The sequence below is a fragment of the Kitasatospora sp. NPDC096147 genome, from assembly GCF_044763225.1.
GTDB lineage: Bacteria > Actinomycetota > Actinomycetes > Streptomycetales > Streptomycetaceae > Kitasatospora.
Genome location: NZ_JBIWFX010000001.1, coordinates 318378 through 340105, shown reverse-complemented (window position 1 = coordinate 340105; position 21728 = coordinate 318378). Strand labels below are relative to the sequence as shown.

The window sequence follows — 21728 nt, the reverse complement described above, 5'->3', positions numbered from 1 at the left end:
CGACCCGTAGAGAGGACGTGCCACCGTGTCGCAGCCGTCGCAGCAGCACCCGAACCGCACCCCGTCCGACGCACCGCGCACCGCCGGGAGGCACGCGTGACCGCCATCTGGCCCTCCTCGGCGACCACCCCCGCCGCCGTCTGGTCCGGGCTGGACCGGCGGGCGGTGGCCGGCTGGGCGGCGTACACCGCGACCGGCGCGGCGGAGGCCGACGGCGCGGCGCCCCCGGTGCTCACCACGGACGTCGTCGCCGACACCGAGACCACCGCCCTGCGGCTGGCCGAGCTGATCACGGCCTTCCCCGAGCGGGCCTTCGGCGGGGACCGCTCCGCCTGGCTCGGCTACCTCCGACTGCCGCCGGAGGAGGCCGAGTTGATCGCCGAGGCGCTGGAGCACCCGCACCTGGCCAAGGTGGCGACCGCCTTCCTCCGGCCCGACCTGCTGGTGACCGAGGGCGGCCTGCGGCTGGTCGGGCTCGACGTGGCCGCCGCGCCGGCCGGCCTGAGCGCCTGCGCCCGCCACGCGGCGGCTGCCGCCGGCTCCGGCTTCGCCCGGCACTTGGCGGGGGAGGGCCTGCGGTTGCACAGGGCCGACACCGCGCGGATCTGGCTGGAGGTCTTCGGCTCGCTGCTGCGCGCCACCGGGGACGGCCCGCTGCACGTCTTCGCGGTCACGGACGGCCCGGCCGGGCCGACCGGGGACAGGTACCTGGCCGACCTGATCCGGTCGGGCGGGTACCGGATCGGCTCCGGGACGGTGCATGACCTCGAACTCACCGATGAGGGAGCGTACTTCGAGGGTCAGCGGATGCACGTGGTGCTCGCCGGCCACCCCTGGGAACAGACGCGGCGCTCCGTGCCGCCCGCGGTCACCCGGCGGCTGATGCAGCTGGACGCGGCGGGCAAGGTCGACTTCATCGGCTCCCCGGCCGCCGCCCTGTACGACAGCAAGGCCAACCTGGCGCTGCTCTTCGACGCCCGGGCCCGGGCCCTGCTGACCGCCGCGGAGCGGGAGTTGGTCCGCGCACACATCCCGGAGACCAGGATCCTGGACGCCTGCAGCCTGGACTGGGCACTGGCCCAGCGCAACCGGCTGGTCTGCAAGCCCGCCGCCGCCCACGGCGGCGAGGGCATCGCCTTCGGCCCGGCGTACGGCGACGCCGAGTGGGCCGCCGAACTCCGGCGGCGGCTGGCCGACCCCGGGCGGTGCTACGTGGTGCAGCGCCGCGAGCCCCTCGCCCGGGTCACCCTGCCCGGCGCCGTTCCAGCCGAACGCGAACTCGTGCTGGCCCCGCTCCTGTTCGGAGCCCGCCCGGCCGGCATCCTGGTCCGCCACGCCGCGCCCCGGGCCGACTCCGCCGTCTCCGCCCGCGAGGGGGCCGAGACGGCGGGCGCGCTGACCCTGCGCCGCACCACACCACTGGGCTGACGCCGCCTCAGCCGACCGTTCGGTCGATCCACTTCCGGTGCCTGGCGGCAGGCTCCGGCGCGGTCCACGGTGACGGCTCGGCGGGCCGCCCGCTGCCGAAGGTGGCCGGCGCCGGCCGGTCGAGGTGGGCGGGCGCGCTGCCCAGCGGCAGGGGCTTGCGCCAGTCGCCGTGGGTCCGATGCTCCGGCGGGTGCCGGACCGGGCGGGAGCCCGGTTCGAAGGGGGCGGGGGGCAGGTCCGGGAGGTCTTCGCCGGGGGTGTGCTCGGCGAGCTCCGCCCGCCACCGCTCGGCCCAGGCCGGGGAGATCGCGTACAGCATGGAGGCCGTCAGCGGCCACTCGGCGGCCGAGCCGCGCAGACAGTCGGTGATCGCCCAGTAGAGCAGTTCGTCGAGGTCGCAGGTGCGCCGGGAAGTGACCAACTCGCCTCGGTCGAAGGCCAGGTGCTGGTAGCCGCCGCTCGGGGAGACCACCACGAAGGGATGCCCGCCGTCTCGGTTGACCAGGGTGACCCTGGAGCGGACGGGGATACCGAGCAGGTCCCCGATCCGGTTGATCTCCCCCTCGACATACCGCGCTCGGCGTCGGTGTTCTCGGATGTCCACGGGGGCAGTGTAGCCATTTAATGTCGATCTGACGATAATAGGTCGGGGGTGGCGCCTAGACGCCCAGTGCCTCCCGGCCCTGCCGGCCGGCGTGGCGGGTGAGGGAGGCCAGTGCCACGTAGCAGACGAAGGTGGCGGCGCTCGGGACGGTGCCCAGGAGCGGGAGTTCGCCGCGCACCAGGGAGACCACGTGCAGCACCAGCATGGCGGGGGCGAGCAGGGTCCAGCCGACTTGGAGGGCGAGGTGGGCCGGGGTGGCCAGGTCCGCGCCGGAGGCGCTGCGGAAGGCCACGGCGGCCACCAGGGCGAGTACCGCGCTCACGATGGCCACCGTCGCTGCCGCGCCGGCCCAAGGGCCGCCGAGGGTGAGGGCCGCCGCCGCGGCACCGGACAGCGACAGGCACGCCATCGCGTAGGCACCGGAGGCCGCGCGGTGGTGCAACTCCTTGTCCCGCACCGCCGCGCCGGCGCTCCGGACGGCGGGCCCCTTCCCCGGTCCGGCCGCGTCCGCCGGTAGCCCGTCCGCGTCCGCCCGGCGGGCGGCGGTACCCGGTGGGACGGCGCCGGGGCCGACGGTGGCCTCCAGCACCGTGACCATCGGCAGGGCCGGCCGCTCCGCCCGGGCCGGGTAGACGACCGTCCGGTGCAGGGGCTCCTGGATGCGGCGCACCGCCTTGCGGGCCTCCCGGAAGGCGGCGGCGGAGGCCTCGTCCCGGTGGTTCGACACCGCTTGCAAAGCCGAACCGAGCAGTGCGGACGCCCACACCTCGGCCAACGGGTCGTCACCTTCCCGGGCGACGGCCACCGCCTCGCGTAGCGGTTCGACGGCCTCCGGCGCCCGCCCGGCCGTGTGCAGGGTCCGGCCCAGCTCGGTCAACGCGGCGGTGAGCACGGCCCCTTGAGCTGGCTCCCGGGCCAGGGCCACGGCTTCGACCGCCGCCGCGACGGCGGCTTCGTGCTGTTCGAGGCTGCGGAGCGAGGCGGTGAGGGAGGTCAGCGCGCGGGCGTGGCCGACCGGGTCGTCGGTGCGGGCGCGGAAGTTGGCGAGTGCCCGGCAGACCGTCGCGGCCTGCTCGTGCCGACCGCCGTCGTGGAGGGCGTCGGCCGCCTCCTCCAGCAGTTGGTGGGCGGCATGCTCGTCTCCCAGGGCGGCCAGCTCGCGCGCCGAATCGCACAGGTACTGCTGGTCACCCTCACCGAGGACCCGGCCGGTCAGCCCGACCGCGACGTGGTGGCGCCACTCGTCCCCGGCCTCGTGGAACGCGTGGAAGGCGAGGGCGAGCATCGCACTGCCGGCCGGTCCCCGACCCAGCAGATCGACGCCCACCAAGCCGAGTTGGAGGTTGGCGACGCCGATCCTGCCTTGGTCGCCGCCGGCCTCGGAGACCCTGACGGCGCGGCTCAGGTCCTTGGCGGCGGACTTCCCCAAGCCCTTCTCGGCGAGGGCGATCCCGGCGTGCAGGCTGCCCCGGTACTCGATCTCCGGGTGGTCGGTCCGGTTCGCGAGCGCGGCGGCACGGCGCCCCTCCCGGGTCGCCTCGTCCCAGCGGCCGACCGCCCGCCACGCCTCGGCCAGGCCGGCCAGTGCCGCTGCAGCCACCTCCCAGCGCCTGATCCGCCGGGCGCCCTCGGCGGCCTCGCGCAAGGCGGCCAGCGCGTCCTCGTACCGGCCTTCCAGGCAGCGCAGCCGGCCCAGCCGCACCAGGGCTGTCAACTGGCCTGTGTGGTCGCCGAGTTCGTCGGACATGGCGCGGGCGAACCGGGCGGCGTCGGTGAGTTCGTCGTGGCGCAGCCCGTGCTCCAGGTACGGGTCGAGGGCCTGGACGAGGCCGGCCACGGGATGCGGGCCGCCGGTGGCCGCCGCCTGCCGCATCAGGCCGGCGTGGACGGGGTGTTCGGCGTCCAGCCAGGCGAGCGCGTCGGCCCGGTCGGCGAAGACCTGCGGAGCGCCTCGGCTGCCGTGCAGCGGGCTCAGCCGACCGCCCGCAGCGCGGGCCAGATCGGTGTGGGCACGCACCAACGCGTCCCGCGCCCGGGCGACTTCGGTGGCCGCGTCCTCGGCCGTCTCCGGGTCGGAGGGGACGGGCAGCGCCAGGTGGTCGTCGGTCCGCAGCGTGGTGCGCCAGCGGTCACCGGTCCGCTCGACCAGGCCCGTCGTCAGCAGCACGGCGAGGTCGGCCGCCGTCGCCTCGGTGGTGCCGCCGACGAGGTGCCCGGCCGTCGCGGCCGAGAAGTCCGGTGCCGGGATCAGCGGCAGCAGGCGCAGCAGCCGGGTCGGCCCGGCGTCGAGCCGGTCCAGGGCGAGGCGGTGGGCGGCGGCCAGGCCCGGCGTCACACCGGCCGGCCACAGGTCGGACCGGTGGCGGTCGAGCTCGCGGGTGGTCTCGGCCGCCGTCCGCCCGCTCCGGGCCATCGAGGCGGCGACCAGGCGCAGCGCCGCCGGTAGCCCGTCGCAGGTCTTCGCCAGCCGGCGCAGGTCGAGCCCCTGGGCGGGGTCGGAGGCCACCCGGACGCCCCGGGTGGCCAACTCCCGGCGCAGCAGGTCGGTCGAGGCGGCCGTACCGAGGGGTGCCAGGGCGTGGGTGGTGACGTCGCTCGGCAGGCCCGGCGGGGCCTGACGCGCCGTCACCAGGACGCCGGCGGTGCCGGGCTCCGGCAGCAGCGGGGTGAGGTCGTCAGCGGCGGCCAGGTCGTCCAGGAGGAGCAGTACCCGGCGGCCGTGGGCGGCGTAGGCGGCCAGCGTCCGGCGCAGCGTCACGGCGCGGTCGGCGGTCTCGGCGGGGATGTGCGCGGGTGGCAGGCCGAGCGCGCGCAGCAGGTGGTCGAGGGCGCGGCCGGGCGGGAGGCGGCGGGTGTGGTCGGAGCCGTGCAGGGCGACGCTGAGCAGCCCGCCGGGGAAGTGTCCGTCGGTGTGCAGCGCATGGCCGGCCCACCGGGCCAGCGCGCTCTTGCCCACGCCCGGTGGGCCGGTAAGGACGGCGCACGCCTGCTCGGTGCCGGTGCCGGTGGTGCCGGTGAGCGTGGAGCGCAGGGCGGCGAGGTCGTCGTCCCGGCCGATGGGCGCGGTGGGCGGTGCTGCGGTGGCCGGGCCGACGACGACCGGGAGGCGGACCGCGTAGGGCCTGCCGTCGGTCCGCCCGTGGCACAGGATGCCGTCACGCTCCTGGGACACCCAGGACCAGTCCACCGCGCTCATGCAGCCCCCTCGGACTTCGGAGAATGTGACGATACCTCAAATGTCTTGTAGAGAAAGGGACTTCGATCTCGATCGCCTGCCCTCGCTGCGGCGCGACGTCCTCGCGCCCTGGCCGCCGGCACGTTCGTCGCGATGGCGGAGAACGTCGTCCTGCTCGGCCCGCCGGGGATCGGCAAGACCCACCTGGCCATCAGCCTCGGAGTGAAGGTCACTCAAGCCGGCCACTCGGTCCTGTTCGACACCGCCAGCAACTGGATCACCCACCTCAGTGACGCCCACCAAGTCGGGTGCCTGGAGGCCGAGTCGAAGAAGATCCGCCGCTACAAGCTGATCATCATCGACGAGGTGGGATACATCCTGTTCGACCAGGACGCGGCGAACCTGTTCTTCCAGCTCATCGCCTCGCGCTACGAGCAAGGCTCGGTCATGGTGACATCCAACCTGCCCTTCGGACGCCGGGGAGAGACCTTCTCCGACGACATCGTGGCCGCCGCGATGATCGATCGCCTGGTCCACCACGCCGAGGTCCTCACCCTCATCGGCGACTCCTACCGGACCCGCCAACGACCTGAGCTCCTGGCGAAGGAGAACCGGTGAGGCCAGGCATCAGCAAGGCCCATTGGCCGAGCCGGCAGTAGACGACATCAGCGAGATCCGCACGGTCGAAAGCGGAGACATTGGTGAGGTGGCTGTCGAACGGGCCTACCTTCGAGACCGAGGAACCCCGGCGGAAGACGATCTGCAGACCGTGCTCGGGCTCCCAGGCGCACTCGCACTCCACGGAGACGTACACCTGCCGGTCGCCGTGGGCATCCTCCCGCTGAACCGACACCTCACCTCCGAGCCGGACATGCGACCAGACGTCCTCCGGGCTGGCGATGGACACGAAGTCCTCATCGCCGTCCACCTCGGTCTTCACATCCAGGTAGTACTGGAAGACCGGCCCTGACGCGGACCTCGGAGCCGACTCGTCAAGCCTCAGAAACGCGCTGATGGCCGTCTCGAAGTCGACCTTCGCGTCGTCATCGTCTGGGGCCTTGATCGGGTCCGATGTATGCGGCGTGGACGAGATGTTGGTGAAGTACGCGGGTGATGCCGCCGAGCGCGATCGTCTTCGGCTGGCCGACGGCTGACTGCGTAGCTGGATCGGTACGTGGCTGGTCGGCGAGACGGAGGTCTCGTGGCCGTTGGGGGACATGGCCTCGGCTCCGGCAAACGAAAGCCGGCAGCCCCGACAGACCAACTGCACGAGGCCCTCTCCGCACTCATCTGGTCACAGGTCACAGGCAGCGAGCCCTGCCTCGCTCCCTGCTTCCGTCCACCCTTCGCAGCACCAGGCCGCAGCACCACCAGAGCCGATCCGGCCAACCTCGCCAACCGGCTCAGACGAGGCAAGCCCCGCTCGCCTTACTCGATCCTCCTGCCGCTGCTGGCCCACCATGCCGACAAACTGCTGGCAGCCAGCCAGCGGTGACCCACCATGCTCGGCCCGGGATCTGTCACCTCACCCACCTGCTCGGTCAACAACATCGCCTGGCAGTCCCTGATCGCCGCCTTCACCCAGGAAAAGGGCATCGTCGACGAGTCCTCCGATCGACTGGCCGTCACCGAGACCCACGCGAGCGAGTAGCCGAGGGCAGCTGCCGGACTCGGGCACCCACAGCAGCCCATCACCACCAAAAGCCGTTGGACAGTCCATCTCCGCAGATGACAGGCTCCCGCCTCATGGAGCTGCTCGACGTCCTGACGGAACTCGCCTGCTCGGGACAGCTGGGTCCGGTCGCGAACGGCGCAGACTGGAACGCGGTGGCCGAGGCGCTCGGCGAGCCTTTTGAGGTGCTCGTCGGGAAGCGGCGATCCTGGCCGCGTCTGCTCGCTTTTGGCGACCTTGAGCTCAGCGTCTGCCGCTGCCAGAAGATCATCCTGATCTGCCTCCAGACCTGGCGGGACGTCGTCGAGCTCCCTGCGGGCCTGGTCACCGAGCAGACGTTCCCCGGCCATCCCAAGTACGCGGACGTGATCGCGGCTCTCGACCACGCCGGTTGCGCCTGGCAGCCCTACACGCCCCTGACCTTCGGCAACCAATGCGCCATCAAGGCCACCTCCTCCGGTGTCGTCTTCGTTTTCGAAATCCCCGAAGGAGAAGACCCCATCCTCAACATCGCGGGACCCCAACCTCACCGACACGACTGTCCGGCTGCAGCCAAGACCCACGCGACACCGTGAGCATGAAACCGCCACCGCGTTCACGATGACCCCGGCGGCCTGACGGCCGCCGGGGCCATTTCACGCGGCTTCGTCGACAGCGACCATGTCGCGTTCATACGCATCTTCAACGTCGCGCAACGCTGCGGGGCAGGCCGCGCTGCAGCGGGATCGGAGGTGCGAGCGGTCCGGGTGACAGACGGTCAGCTACGGTGCAGCCAGAACCCCCCGGGCCCAGCCCGCCAAGCCCCGGCGCCAAGCCGCACCACACCGAGGCCACTCCCCACACACGCCCGGGCGGCATGGCGCCGTGGTCAAATCGGTGGACTAGGCTGCCGCAGCGCCTCTAGGTTTCTGCCGTCTCTGCAGGTGACCAGCACCGCAGTCCTCCTGAACGGACCACCATGCAAACCGAGATACCCAGTGCGGCACCCACTCCTGTGACGCTAACGGTGCGGGACCCGAGAGTGCCGGCGACCGTCGCACAGGCAGTGATCTGGATCGAGTTGCTGGCGCAGGCCCTACTGGTGGCGACCGGAGAGGGAGCGGCGCAGACGTTCCCGCAGGCCGTGCCGGTCATGACACTCCTCAGCGCGGCTTCGTTGGTCACGGTGATCTACTGGCTCCGCCGGTGCCGACGCAACGCAGAGGTGTTCGCCCCCGGCACCCACCGGTACAGCCCCGGCTTCGCAGTCGGCGGGTGGCTCATTCCAGTGGCCATGCTGTGGATCCCGCGCCGGGTGACGCTCGATGTCCGCCGTGCCAGCGGGCTCGCCGGCCGCGCCTGGCTGGTCGAGGGATGGTGGTGGGCCCGGCTGATCAAAGTCGCGGTGGGGCTGCTCGCTACTCGGTCTCTGCCGAATCCGATGTTCTCCCCCTATGTCGCAGTGCTCACCGCTGTCTCCGGGGTCATGCTGCTGCTGGTGATCCGGGAGATCACCGCCGCTCAGGCTGACCGGATCACCGCGGGATCCGCTGCGGCAGTGCCGACCACCGCGATCTGACCACCCGTCACGTATCTTTGCCGTCCGCAGTCAAGCAGAGCGTCGAGGAGGACAATCTGGTGGGGCGTCAGCTTGCCGTCGGCGCGGTCCCTCTCCTGCCTGCGCAGCTACGCCCCCGGCCGGAAGGCCGGATCGGCTTCGCCGCCCGTGCGGTTGACCGGGCCGTCCATGGTGCCGCCGGCGCTGAGGTGGCCGAGCAGGCAACCGGGACCCTCCTGAACGATCAAGGACCCGCAGGGCCGAACCCTCCATACCCGCCAGCAACGTCCCACATCACCCACAACACCCCAGACCACCCACCACAACACTCAACTGAAATGACGACCCGTCACAAGACCGGCGAACACGCCAAGGACGCCTTCAACACTGACCACCGCCCACAACACGTGAAGGGGGCCCGGCCGTTGCGGCCAAGCCGCTCACACGTGCTCAGCGGCAGGCCGGGCGGCTGGCCGCGTCGAGGTAGAGGACGTCAATGCTCCACACCCGGCCGCTGCCCACCGCGCCGCCCCCGGCATGAACGGCGCGGTGGCCGCCAGCGCCCAGAACACCCCCCTCGACCTCGGCCAGGCGTCGGATCCCGCCCGTCATCTCCCGCCGGGGCGAGCCCGGTATCCGCGGTCTGGGCAAGCTCCGTCACGTGGTGGAGCAGCCCTTCGTCCCGATCCACCAATTCAAGCGCCTCGCCACCCGCTGGGAACGACGCCTCGAGCTCCATGACGCACTCGTCTCGCTCGCGTGTGCGCTCATCTGCCGGCGAAGGCTCAGCGAGCCGACGCCGTGATCGTGTTACAGGCGCTGGATGCGACGTGGATGATGGCTGGATGACAACGAATCCATCGAGCGCGGACAGGGTCGAAGAGGGCTGGCAAACGGTCCGTGATGACGGATGCGTACGCCAGGAGTTGCTGGACCTCGCCCACGCTGAGCCGAGCCTGCGGCAGCTGTTCCCCTGGACCGGTATGGGCGAGTTGCACTTCAGTCGGTGCACCGAATTCGGGTGGACCTGGGACATCCCCTACATCCAGCCCGCTGCTGGCGGCACTTACTGGGTCTCGGGGCCTCTGCGTTCGCAAGCCGTCGGGCCTGCGGAGACGGCTGCAAAGGCAGTTGCGATGGTGGTGGAGCTCCTGCCGCCCGGGTGCGGGCCCGCTTTCGTCGGCACTCCGGAGGAACTCATTGCTTGCGAGAAAGAGATCTGAGCCTGCTTCAGAGGGTGTTTCACCCCGTTGTTTGGTCCCGAAGTGCCGGACTCATGCTGATTCGGCTGTCGCGCCAGGTCGGGGTTGACCCACGGATGGCCACGATCGGGTCGGGCAGGACGATCGGTCGGAGCCTGTCGTCCACGTTCTCGGCGTCACCGGCCGGCCGACCACGGCCCGCTCACACCCGCTCCCGCCGTCGCCCGGGCCCGGTGCTGCCTCACGCGGAGAGGTCGATGCCGGTCCGGAGGCTGCGGTTGGCAGGGCCGATGGCGAGGTCGACGATGTCGGTGATTGCCGTCTCCACCGTCGCGGCGTTCGGGTCTGTGTGCGCTGTCTCGGCGAGGTGGGACAGTTCGTCGAGTTCGAGGAGGTACTTGTCCACCAGAGGCCGGAGGGAGCTGCCCCAGTCGTGCTGGTCGAGCGCGGCCCGGGTCTGGGTGCTGATGGGCGGTCAGGAGACGATAGCGGAGCCGCACCTGTCCCCACCTGGGATTCCTCGCGGGGTTCCGGCGCGCATCGTCAAAGGTGCCGCGCGGTGTGGCTGCATCCCAGCGGGGACACCAGCACACCGGGCGGGAGGTCCGTGCCCACGGTCCGTAGTTCCCTCCTGCGGCGCGATTGCCGCGCGCTCCGTCTCTGGCGTACGGGATGAGCGCGGACACCCTTCTCGGCTTCCGGTGGCGGGGTTCTTGGAGTAGTGCGGCTTGTGCTGCTCGATCAGGTCCTGGTCCCACAGCCGGTAGGCGGTGTCCTGGGCAGTGTCCTGGTGATCAGTTGAGTCGTTGATAGGACTGTGGGACGTGGGGGTGATCTGACGGGTGCCCAGTGGGAGAGGCTTGAGCCGCTTCTGCCGGTGGGCCATGGGCGTTGTGGCCGCTTGCGGGATCACCGGCGGGTGGTGAGCGGGGTGCCGTACCGGATCCGGACTGGGGTGCAGTGGGGTGACCCTCCGGATCGGTACGGGCCGTGGGGGACCGTTCACGAGCGGCATCGCCGCTGGTCGGCGGACGCGGCCGGAGAGATCGACTGGGACGTGTCGGCGGACTCCGCATCCGTTCGTGCGCACCGGCACGCGGCACGCACCGCCCCCGCATGCCAAAGGGCGCTTGACTCGGGCGGTCGGGATCGCTCGGATCCGGGCCGACCTGGTCGCCCTGCCGGCGGAGGTGGTGCGGGAGGTGAGGCGCTCGGCCGCTCGCGCGGCGGCCTCACGACCAAGGTCCACCGGAGCGCCGACGGCCGCTGCCGGGTTCTCTCGCTCGTCCTGACGCCCGGTCAGGGGGTGGACTGCACCCGGTTCGAGGCCGTCATGGCGCGGATCCGGGTGCCCCGGCTGACCGTCGGACGGACACGCACGACACCCGCCGGTGTCAGCGCCGACAAGGGCTACGGCAACCGCCGGACCCGTTCCCGTCTGGGTGGACGCGGAATCCGGTACGTCATCCCGGAGAAGGCCGACCAGGCGGCCGGTCGCCTGCGGCGCGGACGTGTCGGTGGCCGACCACCAGGCTTCGACGAGGAGCGCTACGAAAAGCGCTACACCGTCGAGCGGGCCATTAACAAGCTGAGACAGTTCCGCGCGGTCGCCACCAGATATGACAAAGGGCGCCTACGTCTACCTCGGCTCCCTCACCGCCGCGGCACTCGTCATCCGGCACCGCTCATGATCGCCAGGACAGTGCCTAGTAGTGCTTTGTTAGGTGGTGTCGTAGGGCTGCCATGGGGTGGGTTGTCGGCAGGTGGGGCAGGTTCCGTTCCAGGTGGCGATGAGGTGTTGGAGGAGGTCCAGGGTCTGATGGAAGGTCAGGCCCTGGACGGTGCTTTTGGGTGGGTGCGCTGTTCGGTGAGGAACAGGTGGGCGGCGCTGACGAGGGTGACGTGGCGGTGCCAGCCGGTGTAGGAGCGGCCTTCGAAGTGGTCCAGGCCCAGGCGGGTCTTCAACTCGCGGTAGTCGTGTTCGATGCGCCAGCGTGACTTCGCCAGCCGGATCAGGTCCTTGGCGGGGATGGCGGCGGGCAGGTTGGAGATCCAGTACTTCACCGGCTCGGCCTGACCGTCGGGCCATGCGGCGATCAGCCAGGTGAGGGGGATCGTGCCGTCCGGGGCGGGTTTGGGACGCCGCCCGGCCAGGCGGACTCGCAGCAGGACGAAGTGGGAGCTCATCGCCGCTCTTGAGCCCTTGCGCCAGGTGATGCTCCGCCCCGCGTCGCGTCCGGCGGCCTGCACGTGCTCACGCAAGGGGACGGGCCGGGTGCGGTAGCGCGGCAGGGGCCGCGGGCCCAGGCCCCCGTAGACCGGTTGGTGCGGCTCGTCGTCCTGGCGGTAGGCGGTCATCTCGGCTTTGGCCTGCAGCACGTAGGCCAGGCGGCGGTCCTCGAGGCCGCGGCGGAAGTCGGCGTTCGCGCCGTAGGCCGTGTGCGCGACGACCACCGCGGGCCGCAGGCCCGCGCCGGCGAGTTCGTCGAGCATGTCCAGTGCCAGGCACCACTTCGGCCGGTGGCGCACGTCCTCGGGGATGCGGCAGGCCGCCCGGCGGACGGCCGCCTGCGGCTCGTCCCAGGACTGGGGCAGAAACAGGCGCCAGGACAGAGGGCAGGAGGCGGTGTCGGAGACGGCGTGGACGCTGACGCCGATCTGGCAGTTGCCGACCTTGCCCAACGTGCCGGAGTACTGCCTGGCCACCCCGGGGGATGCGGTGCCGTCCTTGGGGAAGCCGGTGTCGTCCACCGCCCACACCTCGGGCCGAACCGCCCGAACCGCCCGCCACGCCAACCGCACCCCCACCTCACGGGCCGACCAGGTCGAGGACGTCATGAACTGCTGCAGCCGCTGATGGTCCACCCCAAGGCGCGCGGCCATCGGCTGCATCGACTTGCGCCGGCCCTCCAGCAACAGGCCCCGCAGATACAGCCCGCCCTTGACCCGCTGATCGGACCGGGCCAACGGCGCGAACACCTCAGCCGCGAACTCCTCCAACCGGCCCCGCCACACCGCAAGCTCCACAGCCCTCATACCCGCAGAGAACTACCAACTCCCGCACCTGGCAAGACACCTAACAAAGCACTACTAGCTCAGCGCGCCCCTGGTGTCGGCCTGGATGCCGAGGGCGGCCAGCCACTGCCGGCAGTTGTCGCAGGGCAGGCGCTTCTCCCAGGAGCGGGCGTCCGGGGTCCGCCCCCGGGCGTCCATCGCGGCGATCCAGCCGTCCGGGTAGGCGGGCGGGGCGCCGGTCAGGGCGGCCAGGGCCAGGGCCTCGGTGGCGAAGTTCCGGTCCACCACGAAGGCGTCCAGCGCGTGCACCTCGGCACAGCCGGTCGGGGTCCACTTCTCCAGGCGGTCCAGCCGCCTGGTCACCAGGTCGTAGGTGACCTGGCTGACCCGGGAGCCGTCGTTCCGGCCCCGGTAGGCCCGGCCGCCGATGACCAGGATGGCCTTGACGGTGGCGTGTTCGCCGTTCGGTGCCTTGCGGCCGATGGTCTCGGCGAGCTCGTCCCGGAGGATCTCGGCGTTGCTGCGCGGGGCGGGTGGCGGCGGGGCGGTGCGCACCCTCGGCTGCTGGGCGGCCAGGGCGTCGGCGTCCTGGGTGGCGAGGACGGCGGCGAGGCGGGTCCGCAGGTCGTGGAAGGCGAGTGCGTGCTCCTTGCCGTCGCCCCGGGCCCAGTTGCGGAGGGCTGCGCGGGCGGCCTGCGGTGCGAGCATCTCGTGGCCCTCGGTCACCCGGCGGATCTCCCGGGACAGGGCGAGCAGGTGCTGGAGGAGGGTGTCGGGCAGGCTGTCCTCGTTGAGGAGTCTGTCCTGCCGGAGCTCGGCGGCGGCCCGCTGGGCGATGCCGTTGAGCACCGCCAGTTCGGCCAGCGCCTCGGCGTCGGTCACCTGCTGCGGGGCCGCGCCCGGCTGGGGCGCCGGGCGGCGCAGGTAGTCCTTCTGATCGTCCGTCAGACCACGCAGGACGCTCTGGAGGTTGGCGGCGGGGTCGGGTCGGGTGTCGCGGTACACGGCTGCCTCCCACGGATCGCTCCACGGAGCGGTGCACCGGATCGCCCGGTGGCCCGCTCGGGCCCGCGACGTTACCGCCGGCCGGTGGTCCGGGGCGGGACTTCGGGCTGTCAATCGGTCGGTGTGACCGACTCGCGGCGGAGGGGGCGCGCCGGAGCTCCGGGGCAGCGGCGGGTGCCCTGGTCATCCCGGCCGGGGTGACCGCTCGGGCAGGCGTGCGGTGCCCGTTCGGCCCGGCCTTGGCGGCGAGCTGCGGGTCCGACGGGGGCACCCCGGCCACGGGTCGGATTGGTACAGACCACTGGGTGGCTGCTGTGATAGAACGTCAGCTCCGTTCCGGATGGGAACGCCTGGCACCCGCCCCTCGACACCGGAGGGTGGCGATGGGAGTGGGATGGCACTGACGGGGGTCGGGCGCCGGCTCGGACAGCACGGTCTGGTGCTGGTCTCGGCGGCCGTGAGCATCCTGGTGGCGACGGCCGTGCTGGCCGCCGTGGCCGGACTCGCCGGGGCGGCGGCCACCGCCGGGGTGCGCGAACGGCTCGCCCGGGACCCGGGCCGCGTGGTGGAGGTGGACGCGCGCTGGAGCGCCTCGGGCATGCCGGCCGGGGAGCACGCGGTGCGGGCCGCGCTGGAGCGGACGATGGGCGGAACGCCGTACCGGACCGAGGGCGCGGTCCGGGCGGTCAGTGCCGTGGACCTCCTCCTGCCGCCCGCCGGACGGCTGTCCGCCACCGATGCCACCCTCGCCGCGCTGCCCGTGGCGCTGCCCGATCCCGGCCGCTACGCGCAGCTGCGCAGCGGCAGTTGGCCCACCGAGGGTGGTGGCACCGGTCTTCCGGTGGCGATCCCGGAGAGTGCCGCCGACCGCCTCGGCCTGGACACCGGCAGCACGGCGACCGTCCGTGATCCGGTCTCCGGCGGCCCGCTGCGGCTCACCGTCACCGGGGTCTACCGCCCGGACCCGGCGGCGGCGGTGATCTGGTCCCACCTGGGCGGGGCCGACCGCGAGGCACCGGAGCTGCTGCTCGCCGACGCCGCGCGGCTGACCTCACTGCCCGGCTTCGCCGACCGCACCCTGGCGGTCTGGCTGGCCTGGCCGGAGGTCGACGGGCTGGAGCTGCCCGGTCTGCTCGCGCTGCGCGAGCGGATCGCCGCCTTCGCCGGCTCGACCACGGCCCGCTCGGTCTACCGGGGCGGGACACAGGCGCTGGCCGAGACCCGGGTGCGCAGCGACTTCCCGGCCGCCCTGGACCGTCAGGCCGTACCCGCGCTGACCGCCCGCTCCGAGGCCGCCGTCCCGCTCGCCCTGCTGGCCGCCCTGGCGGCCCTGGTCCTGATGCTGACGGCCCGTCGGCTGGCCGACGCACTCGCCGCCGACCGCGCGCTCCGGCACGCCCGGGGCGCCGGAGCCGTGCGGCTGCTCGCGGTCTCGGCCGGTGAGTGGGCCTCGGCCGCGGTGCCGGCCGGGCTCGGCGGGCTCCTGCTGGCCGGTCCGCTGCTCGGCGTGGTCCTGCGGGTCACCGGGGGAGCGGGGGCCGACGGGGCCGGTGGTGCCGGTGGTGCCGGTGTGGCCGGGCTGGCCGGTGCGGCGGCCGAGGCGGCCCGGACGGCGTGGTGGGCGGCCGGGTTCGCGCTGCTGGTGCACGGGACGGCGCTGCTGCTGCCGCTCGCCGTGCAACCGGCCGGCCCGGACCGGTGGGTGCGGCGCGGCGGAGGCGGGGCGGGCGCCGGTCGGCGGCTGGGTGTCCAGCGGGCCGGGGTGGACCTGGCCCTGCTGGTCCCGGCGGTGCTGGCCTTCCTCCAACTGCGCCACTACCAGGGCCTGGTGGCGCACCGTCCGGGCATTGGCCTCGGCTCGGCGACGGATCCGGTGCTGGTGGTCGCCCCGATGGTGATGGCGGTGGCCGGTGCCGTCCTGCTGCTGCGGCTCTTCCCCCTGGCCGGCCGACTGCTGGAGCGGACGGCGCGGCGGGCCCGGGGGCTGGTCCTCCCGCTCGGTGCCTGGCAGTTGAGCCGGGAGGCAGGTCGGCAGTCGGTGCCGGTGCTGGCGACCGTGCTCGCGGTCGCCTGCGGCAGTCTGGCGGCCGGGGTGCTGGGTGCGCTCCCCGCCAGCGACCGCGATCGGGCCGCCTTCGCGGTCGGCGCCGACCTGCGGCTGACCGGTGTGTCCGGCCCGGCGCCGCTGCGGCAGGCGGAGTTGGCCGCCCTCCCCGGCGTCACCGGGCTGACCCCGGTGGCCGAGCGGCAGGCGTACGTCGGCGGCACGGCGGTGCAGACCGTGGCGGTGGACACGGCCGTGGCCGGGGCGCACGGGCTGCCGCTGCTCCGCTCCGACCAGGCGGCCGGCCCGGTCGCCACCCTGCTCGCCCCGCTGACCGCCCCGGCCGGAGGGCTGGCCGTGCCGGGGCGGCCGGACGGTCTGGAGGCCGTCGTGCAGGCCGGTGCCGACCGCCCGCTGACCGGGGCACAGCTCCTGCTGTGGGTACAGGACGCCCAGGGGCTGACCGAGCAGCTGGCCGCTCCGCTGACCGCCGACGGCCGCCCGCACGTACTGGCGCTGCCCCTGGCCGACGGAGCGCGGCGCGCCCACCCCCTGACGGTGAGTCGGCTCGGCGTCCGGTTCCCGGCGGACCTGGGCGGCCGGGCCACCCTGGACCTACGGGTCTCGCGGATCAGCGCGGTCGGCCCGGTCGGCCCGGTCGGCCCGGCCGGTGGGGCTGGTGCCGGCGGCGTGGGTGGCGGTGCCACGGTGGGTGAGTCCACGGTGGGTGAGTCCGTGGCGGGTGAGTCCGTGGCGCTCGGAGCACGCACCGAGCTGGCGCTCCCGGAGGACCGGCGGTGGTACCGCTCGGGTACCGACTTCGCCGATCCGACGGCGGTCGGCTGCCCGGCGACCGGTGACGGCAGTCCGTACACGCCGGCCCGGGCGGCGGACGACCGGGCGGCGGTGTGCAGTTGGCGGGGCGGTGGAGCGGAGCTGCTGGGCGCGGTGCTGCGGTCCCAGACGCCCGCCGTCCTGCCGGGCCCGGACCCGGGGGCGCGGGAGGCCGCGTTCGTGGTGCTGCCCGCGCAGGGTGGTGGCGCCGCTGGCCCCGGGCTTGCGGTCCCGTCGGTGCTGCCTGCGGTCGCCGACCGGGCGCTGCTCGATGCGGTGGGCGCCGAGGTCGGCGACACCCTGCCGCTGACCTGGGAGCGTGGCTCGGCGGTGGTCCAACAGGTCCGCATCACGGGAGAGTTGGACGCCCTGCCCGGCGACGTGCCGGGACGGAGTCACCTGCTGATGGACCTGCCGGCCTTGGCCGCCGCCCGCGCGGCGGCGGGCCTGGCGCCGCCGGCCGACAGCCGGTGGTGGCTGCGCAGCGCCGACCCGGAGGCCACCCGGGCCGCGCTCGACGGGCGAGGCACCTTCGGCCGGGCGGAGAGCGTGCTGCAGGTCGCCGGGGCACTGCACGAGGACGCGTTCCGGACCGGGCTGCGCAGTGCCTGGGTGCTGGTGCTGCTGACCGCGCCGCTGTTCGCGGTGACCGCGCTGACCCTGCACACCGTGGGGACCGCCCGGGCCCGGCGACGGGAGTTCGCGGTGCTGCGCGCCTTGGGCGTGCGGCGGGGCGAACTGGTCGCGCTGCTGAGGGCCGAGCAGGTGGCGGTCACTGCGCTGCCCGTCCTGCTCGGTGGGCTGCTGGGGCTCGGGCTGACCGGGCTGCTGCCCTGGATGGTGCTGGACGACGGGGCCGGGCCGCTGTACCCGGCGGTGCTGACCGGCCCGGGGTGGCCGGCCCTCGGGCTGACCGCGCTGGGCAGCGGGCTGCTGCTGACGCTCGCGGTGCTGGTGCTCACCCGGCTGCTGGCCCGGGTCGATCTGGTACGGGTGCTGAGGGCGGGGGAGCACGGATGACCCGGGTGCGGGTGCGGGTGCGGGTGCGGGTGCGGGTGCATGGGTGGGTGCGCGCCGTGGTGGCGGGCTCGGGCCGGTGGAACGGGACGGGGGGATCGGTGTGCTGACGCTGCGTCTGATCCGGCGGGAGGCCCGGACCGGGTGGCCGGTCGCGGTGGTGCTCGCGCTGCTGGCCGTGCTGCTCACGGCGCTCCCGCTGAGCTGGCCGCCGCAGTTCGACCGGATGGCGGCCGACACCCTGGCCGCCCGGTTGGAACGTGCGGGGCAGAGCGGCCCGCTGCTGGCTGTCCGGTCCTCCAGCGAGGCGATCACCGACTACGAGACCCAGGGCCCGGCGGCCGTCGGCCGGGGCACCCTCGACGAGGCGTTGAACGAGATCGGCGACGGCCTCCGGGGCGCTGCGGCGCAGCCGCTCGCGGGCCTGCTGGGCACCGCGCCGGGTCGGGCGGTCACCACCTCCGCCGCCGCCGAGGGCCCGGGTGTGCCGACCTTCCACGGCCTGCCGCCGCTGCTCACCCTCGCCTACGCCCAGCCGGGGGCGGGCAGCCCGGTGGAGTACGTCCGGGGCCGGGCCCCGAGCCGGCCGGCGGCGGATCCGGTCACCGTGGGAGCGGTGGGGTCGGCAGCTCCGGTCGAGCCGGTCGAGGTGGCCGTCTCGGAGGGCGGGCAGGCGGACCTGGGGCTGACGGTCGGTCAGCGGTTCGAGCTGAAGGGCGAGGGCTGGGCCACACCGGTCGTGCTGGTGGGGGTGTTCCGCACCGATCGGGGCGCGGATCGGCTCTGGCAGCAGTACCCGCTGCTGGTCCGGCCCGCGACGGTGCACTCCCTGCTCGGCCGCCAGCTGAACGGGCAGCTGCTGACCAGCTCCGGCGGCATCGAACAGGTCGAGAGCCGGGGCAGGGTACCGCTCACGCTGGACTGGGACCTGGCGGTGACCGTCGACCGCTCCGCCCGGACGGCCACGCCGACGGGGCTCACCGGGCTGCGGAAGGCACTGACCGAGCTGCGGGCCGTCGAGGCCGGGAGGCTCTGCACGGCGGTCACGGGTGGCGGAGCCTGCCGGTCGGACGGACACCTGATCGCCAAGCCCGAGCTGATCGACCGGCTGACACCCGAACTCGACGCCTTCGCGCTCCAGCGCGCACGGACCGAGCAGCTCCAGGGCTTCGCGCTGGCCGGTCTGCTCACCGTGGTGGTGGCCACCGCCGTGGCCGCCGCGCGGCTCGGCATCCGGCGGCGGTCCGCTGCCTTCGGCCTCCAACTCACGCGCGGGGCAAGCCTGTCGGGCATCGCCGGTCGGCTGCTGGCCGAGGCCGCACTGCCGGTCGGCCTCGGGGTGGCCGTCGGCTGGGCACTCGCGGGAGCCCTGCTCCCGCCGGGCGCCACGCCCGGCCCGGCCGGACCGGTGCTGGTGGCGGCGCTCCTGATCTGGTGCGCCCCCGCCGCCGTCCTGCTCGCCACCGTCGGCCGGTCCGGCTCGCTGCCGCGCTCGCGCAGGCTGGTCCTGGAGGCGCTGGTGCTGCTCGCGGCGGTCGGCGGACTGGCCGCGCTGCGCAGCCGGGGCGCGTTCGGCGGGGACGGTGTCGATCTGCAACTGGCCCTGGTGCCGGTGCTGTTGGCGCTGGCGATGGTGGTCGCGCTGGTCCGCGCGCTGCCCCCGCTGCTGCTGCGCGGCACCCGCTGGGCCCGCCGCTCCACCGGCCTGGTGCCGCTGGTCGCGCTGGCCCGGGCGGGTGCGCAGAGCGGAGCGGCGGCGCTGGCGCTGCTGGTCCTGGTGCTGGCGACCGGAAGCGGGGTCTTCGGCGGGATGGTCGCGCGCACCCTGGACGACAGCCGTGCCCAGACCGCCGCCTGGCGGACGGGCGGGGCACCGGCCGCCCTGGTCGGCCCGCGTGACCGGCTCCCCGACGAGCTCGTCCACCTCCCCACCGTGGACCGGCGGGTGCTGGTCACCGCCGCGAGCGGCGAGCTCACCTCCCAGGAGAGCGGCGCCACCGTCCCGGCGGCCGAGCTGGTGGCCCTGGACGCCGTCGCACTGCGCGCCGCCGCTCCCGCCTCGCCGCTGGCTGCCGCCCTGAGGGCAGCTCAGGGAACGGCTCAGGGAGCGGGACTGGAAACGGGGCAGGGAACGGGAAAGGGAACGGGGCAGGGAACGGCCCAGGGCGTGGCGCGGGAGGCCGGTGGCGGTGCGGCCGGTGGGTCCTCGACCGGATCGGTGGGTGGAGTCGGAGCGGGGACGGTGGCCGGTGGGAGTGGTGGCCCGTCCGGTGCGGCGGTGGTGTGGTCGGTGCTGGCCGACCCCGGGCTTGCCCGTGCGTACCCCGACGGGGTCTTCGAGGTCGCGGCCTTCGGCACCACCAACTTCCGGGTGCAGGTGGTCGGAGCCCTGCCCGCCGAGGCGCTGCGCGATCCGGCCCTCGGGCCGGTGCTCGGGAGCGGGCCGTCGCCCTCGGCCGTCCTGGTCTTCACCGACCCGTCGGCCGAGCGGCAGCTGCCCGTCAGCGGCGGCCATCCGTCCGCCCTGCTGCTCCACCCGGCCGTCGGCGGACCGCCGATGAGCACCTCCGCCGTCCGGGCTGCCGCCGCCGGGGCACTGGCCCCTGCCGGGGTGGCCGGACCGGCGGTCGAACTGCGGGACCGTGACGAGGAGTCGGGCGCCCTCCGGGAGGACGGGCTGGTGCGTTCGCTCGGACTCGCCTTCCGGCTCACCACCGGGGCCGGGCTGCTGCTGGCGCTCGGCGCGGTCGCCCTGGAGCTGGTGCTCGGCTCCGCCGAACGCGCCCGCACCACCTCCTACCTGCGCACCCTGGGGCTCGGTGGCGGCGCCCTGACCGCACTCCAACTCCTGCAACTGCTACCGCTGTTCCTCGCCTCGGTGATCGGCGGCACTGCCCTCGGCCTGCTGCTCCCGGCCGCCCTCGGCCCCGGCCTCGACCTGCGGGCGCTGACCGGAGGGCCGTTCGAGCCGGCCGTGCGGGCCGACTGGACCGTGACCGTGGGGCTGGGCGCCGCGCTGGCGGCGCTACTGCTGGCAGCCGCCGCCCTGGAGGCGGCGAACCTCCGCCGCCGGGGCCTGGGGACCGTCCTACGACTGGGAGAGGCACTGTGACCGTCCGAACGGCCGATCGACCGACCGAACTGCCGGAGCGTCAGGAGGGCGCCGGGGCCGACCGCCCGATGGTGGTCTGCGAGAGCCTGGTGCGGATCCACCGCAGCGGTGGCGGCAGTGGTGGTCGACGCGGCACCGAGATCCAGGCGCTCCAAGGGCTCGACCTCACCGTCCAGGAAGGTGAACTCCTCGCACTGGTCGGGGCCTCGGGCTCGGGCAAGTCCACCCTGCTCGGCATCCTGGCCGGCCAGGACCGACCGAGTGCGGGCAGCGTCCGAGTGGCCGGCAACGACCTCGCGGGCCTGGGGCGCCGGGCCCGGACGGCCTACCGCCGCCGCACCGTCGGCGTGGTCCGGCAGCAGACCGCGAGCAACCTGCTCCCGTACCTGACGGCCCGCGAGAACGTCCAGCTCCCGATGGCCTACGCCGGGCTGCCGCGCCGCCAACGAGCTTCCCGTGCCATGGAGTTGCTCGACCTGATGGGCATCGCGAAGGCGGCCGGGCGGACTCCCGCCGCGATGTCCGGCGGCGAGCAGCAGCGGGTGGCGATCGCCGTCGCGCTGGCGAACCGCCCGCACCTGCTGCTTGCCGACGAGCCGACCGGCGAGCTGGACAGCAGCACCTCCGAGGAGGTCTTCGGTGCCCTGCGGACCGCCAACTCCGAGCTCGGCACCACCGTCCTGATCGTCACCCACGACGCCCTGGTGGCCGACCAGGTCCGGCGCACCGTTCGGATCCGGGACGGTCGGATCTCCACCGAAGTGCTGCGCTCCGTCGCCGAGGGAGAGGGAGAGGGAGGAGACGGGGGCGGTGCCGAGGCGCACGAGTACGCGGTACTCGACCGGGCCGGCCGCCTTCAGCTTCCCCGCGAGGTGGTCAGCTCGCTCGGCCTGGCGCACCGGGTGCGGCTTGTCCTGGAGCACGACCACCTCACCGTCTGGCCGGACCGAGACCGAGACCGAGAGCAGGAGCAGGAGCAGGAGCGGGACCGAGGTCGGGCCGGCGAGCCGCGCCGGGAGGGGTGACCAGGGCCGGGAGCGACGCCGCTGCGGCGGTCGGTCGGCCCTCCCGGGACGGCCCGAG

At 73.9% G+C, this 21728-nt stretch carries 16 protein-coding genes; 10 read left to right on the top strand and 6 right to left on the bottom strand.

What is annotated here, in order from left to right:
- The first annotated feature begins 96 nt into the window (after window positions 1-96).
- Window positions 97-1428, top strand: a complete 1332-nt coding sequence (locus ACIRBX_RS01260; RefSeq protein ID WP_402293008.1) for a hypothetical protein — start codon at window positions 97-99, stop codon at window positions 1426-1428.
- Between the two features lie 7 nt (window positions 1429-1435).
- On the opposite strand, the gene ACIRBX_RS01255 is transcribed toward ACIRBX_RS01260, so the two are convergent.
- Both ACIRBX_RS01255 and ACIRBX_RS01250 read right to left on the bottom strand, forming a co-directional pair.
- Window positions 1436-2032 (bottom strand): hypothetical protein, encoded by a 597-nt coding sequence (locus ACIRBX_RS01255; protein ID WP_402293007.1) that lies wholly within the window; start codon window positions 2030-2032, stop codon window positions 1436-1438.
- A 55-nt stretch (window positions 2033-2087) separates the two neighbouring features.
- The gene (locus ACIRBX_RS01250) at window positions 2088-5228 is read right to left on the bottom strand and encodes an AAA family ATPase (protein ID WP_402293006.1); all 3141 of its coding nucleotides are present in this window, start codon (window positions 5226-5228) and stop codon (window positions 2088-2090) included.
- A gap of 132 nt (window positions 5229-5360) precedes the next feature.
- Here ACIRBX_RS01250 and ACIRBX_RS01245 point away from each other — a divergent pair, with 132 nt between their 5' ends.
- The gene (locus ACIRBX_RS01245; protein ID WP_402293005.1) at window positions 5361-5825 is read left to right on the top strand and encodes an ATP-binding protein; all 465 of its coding nucleotides are present in this window, start codon (window positions 5361-5363) and stop codon (window positions 5823-5825) included.
- Here the strand turns inward: ACIRBX_RS01245 and ACIRBX_RS01240 are convergent.
- Window positions 5764-6426, bottom strand: coding sequence for a DUF6985 domain-containing protein (locus tag ACIRBX_RS01240; RefSeq protein WP_402293003.1), 663 nt, complete (start codon window positions 6424-6426; stop codon window positions 5764-5766). The genes ACIRBX_RS01245 and ACIRBX_RS01240 overlap by 62 nt on opposite strands.
- 282 nt (window positions 6427-6708) lie before the next feature.
- On the opposite strand from ACIRBX_RS01240, the gene ACIRBX_RS01235 reads away from it, so the two are divergent.
- The 4 genes from ACIRBX_RS01235 to ACIRBX_RS01220 all read left to right on the top strand — a co-directional run bounded on the left by ACIRBX_RS01235 (window position 6709) and on the right by ACIRBX_RS01220 (window position 9639).
- Window positions 6709-6858: a hypothetical protein gene (locus ACIRBX_RS01235; RefSeq protein ID WP_402293002.1), complete on the top strand. Its 150-nt coding sequence runs from the start codon at window positions 6709-6711 to the stop codon at window positions 6856-6858.
- Between the two features lie 95 nt (window positions 6859-6953).
- Window positions 6954-7454, top strand: a complete 501-nt coding sequence (locus ACIRBX_RS01230) for a hypothetical protein (RefSeq protein WP_402293001.1) — start codon at window positions 6954-6956, stop codon at window positions 7452-7454.
- Between the two features lie 470 nt (window positions 7455-7924).
- Window positions 7925-8437 carry a DUF4328 domain-containing protein gene (locus ACIRBX_RS01225; protein ID WP_402293000.1) on the top strand — a complete coding sequence of 171 codons (513 nt, stop codon included), beginning with the start codon at window positions 7925-7927 and terminating at the stop codon, window positions 8435-8437.
- Between the two features lie 809 nt (window positions 8438-9246).
- On the top strand, window positions 9247-9639 hold the full coding sequence (locus ACIRBX_RS01220; protein ID WP_402292999.1) for a DUF6193 family natural product biosynthesis protein: 393 nt from the start codon (window positions 9247-9249) through the stop codon (window positions 9637-9639).
- Window positions 9640-9859: 220 nt separating this feature from the next.
- On the opposite strand, the gene ACIRBX_RS01215 is transcribed toward ACIRBX_RS01220, so the two are convergent.
- On the bottom strand, window positions 9860-10024 hold the full coding sequence (locus ACIRBX_RS01215) for a hypothetical protein (RefSeq protein ID WP_402292998.1): 165 nt from the start codon (window positions 10022-10024) through the stop codon (window positions 9860-9862).
- A gap of 411 nt (window positions 10025-10435) precedes the next feature.
- Here ACIRBX_RS01215 and ACIRBX_RS01210 point away from each other — a divergent pair.
- Window positions 10436-11309, top strand: a protein-coding gene (locus tag ACIRBX_RS01210; RefSeq protein WP_402292997.1) for an IS5 family transposase whose coding sequence is annotated in 2 segments (ribosomal slippage) — window positions 10436-11242 and window positions 11244-11309 — 873 coding nt in all. Because the reading frame shifts where the segments join, the coding sequence is not laid out codon by codon here.
- A 136-nt stretch (window positions 11310-11445) separates the two neighbouring features.
- On the opposite strand, the gene ACIRBX_RS01205 is transcribed toward ACIRBX_RS01210, so the two are convergent.
- Together ACIRBX_RS01205 and ACIRBX_RS01200 are read right to left on the bottom strand one after the other, a co-directional pair.
- Window positions 11446-12654: an IS701 family transposase gene (locus tag ACIRBX_RS01205; protein WP_402292996.1), complete on the bottom strand. Its 1209-nt coding sequence runs from the start codon at window positions 12652-12654 to the stop codon at window positions 11446-11448.
- Between the two features lie 54 nt (window positions 12655-12708).
- A complete protein-coding gene (locus ACIRBX_RS01200) occupies window positions 12709-13638 on the bottom strand; it encodes a hypothetical protein (protein ID WP_402292995.1) in 930 nt (309 codons plus the stop codon).
- A 394-nt stretch (window positions 13639-14032) separates the two neighbouring features.
- Here ACIRBX_RS01200 and ACIRBX_RS01195 point away from each other — a divergent pair, with 394 nt between their 5' ends.
- The 3 genes from ACIRBX_RS01195 to ACIRBX_RS01185 all read left to right on the top strand — a co-directional run bounded on the left by ACIRBX_RS01195 (window position 14033) and on the right by ACIRBX_RS01185 (window position 21670).
- On the top strand, window positions 14033-17536 hold the full coding sequence (locus ACIRBX_RS01195; RefSeq protein WP_402292994.1) for an FtsX-like permease family protein: 3504 nt from the start codon (window positions 14033-14035) through the stop codon (window positions 17534-17536).
- Window positions 17537-17636: 100 nt separating this feature from the next.
- The gene (locus ACIRBX_RS01190) at window positions 17637-20645 is read left to right on the top strand and encodes a hypothetical protein (RefSeq protein WP_402292993.1); all 3009 of its coding nucleotides are present in this window, start codon (window positions 17637-17639) and stop codon (window positions 20643-20645) included.
- Window positions 20642-21670 carry an ABC transporter ATP-binding protein gene (locus tag ACIRBX_RS01185; RefSeq protein WP_402292992.1) on the top strand — a complete coding sequence of 343 codons (1029 nt, stop codon included), beginning with the start codon at window positions 20642-20644 and terminating at the stop codon, window positions 21668-21670. The genes ACIRBX_RS01190 and ACIRBX_RS01185 overlap by 4 nt, the downstream gene beginning before the upstream one ends.
- Window positions 21671-21728 lie beyond the last annotated feature (58 nt).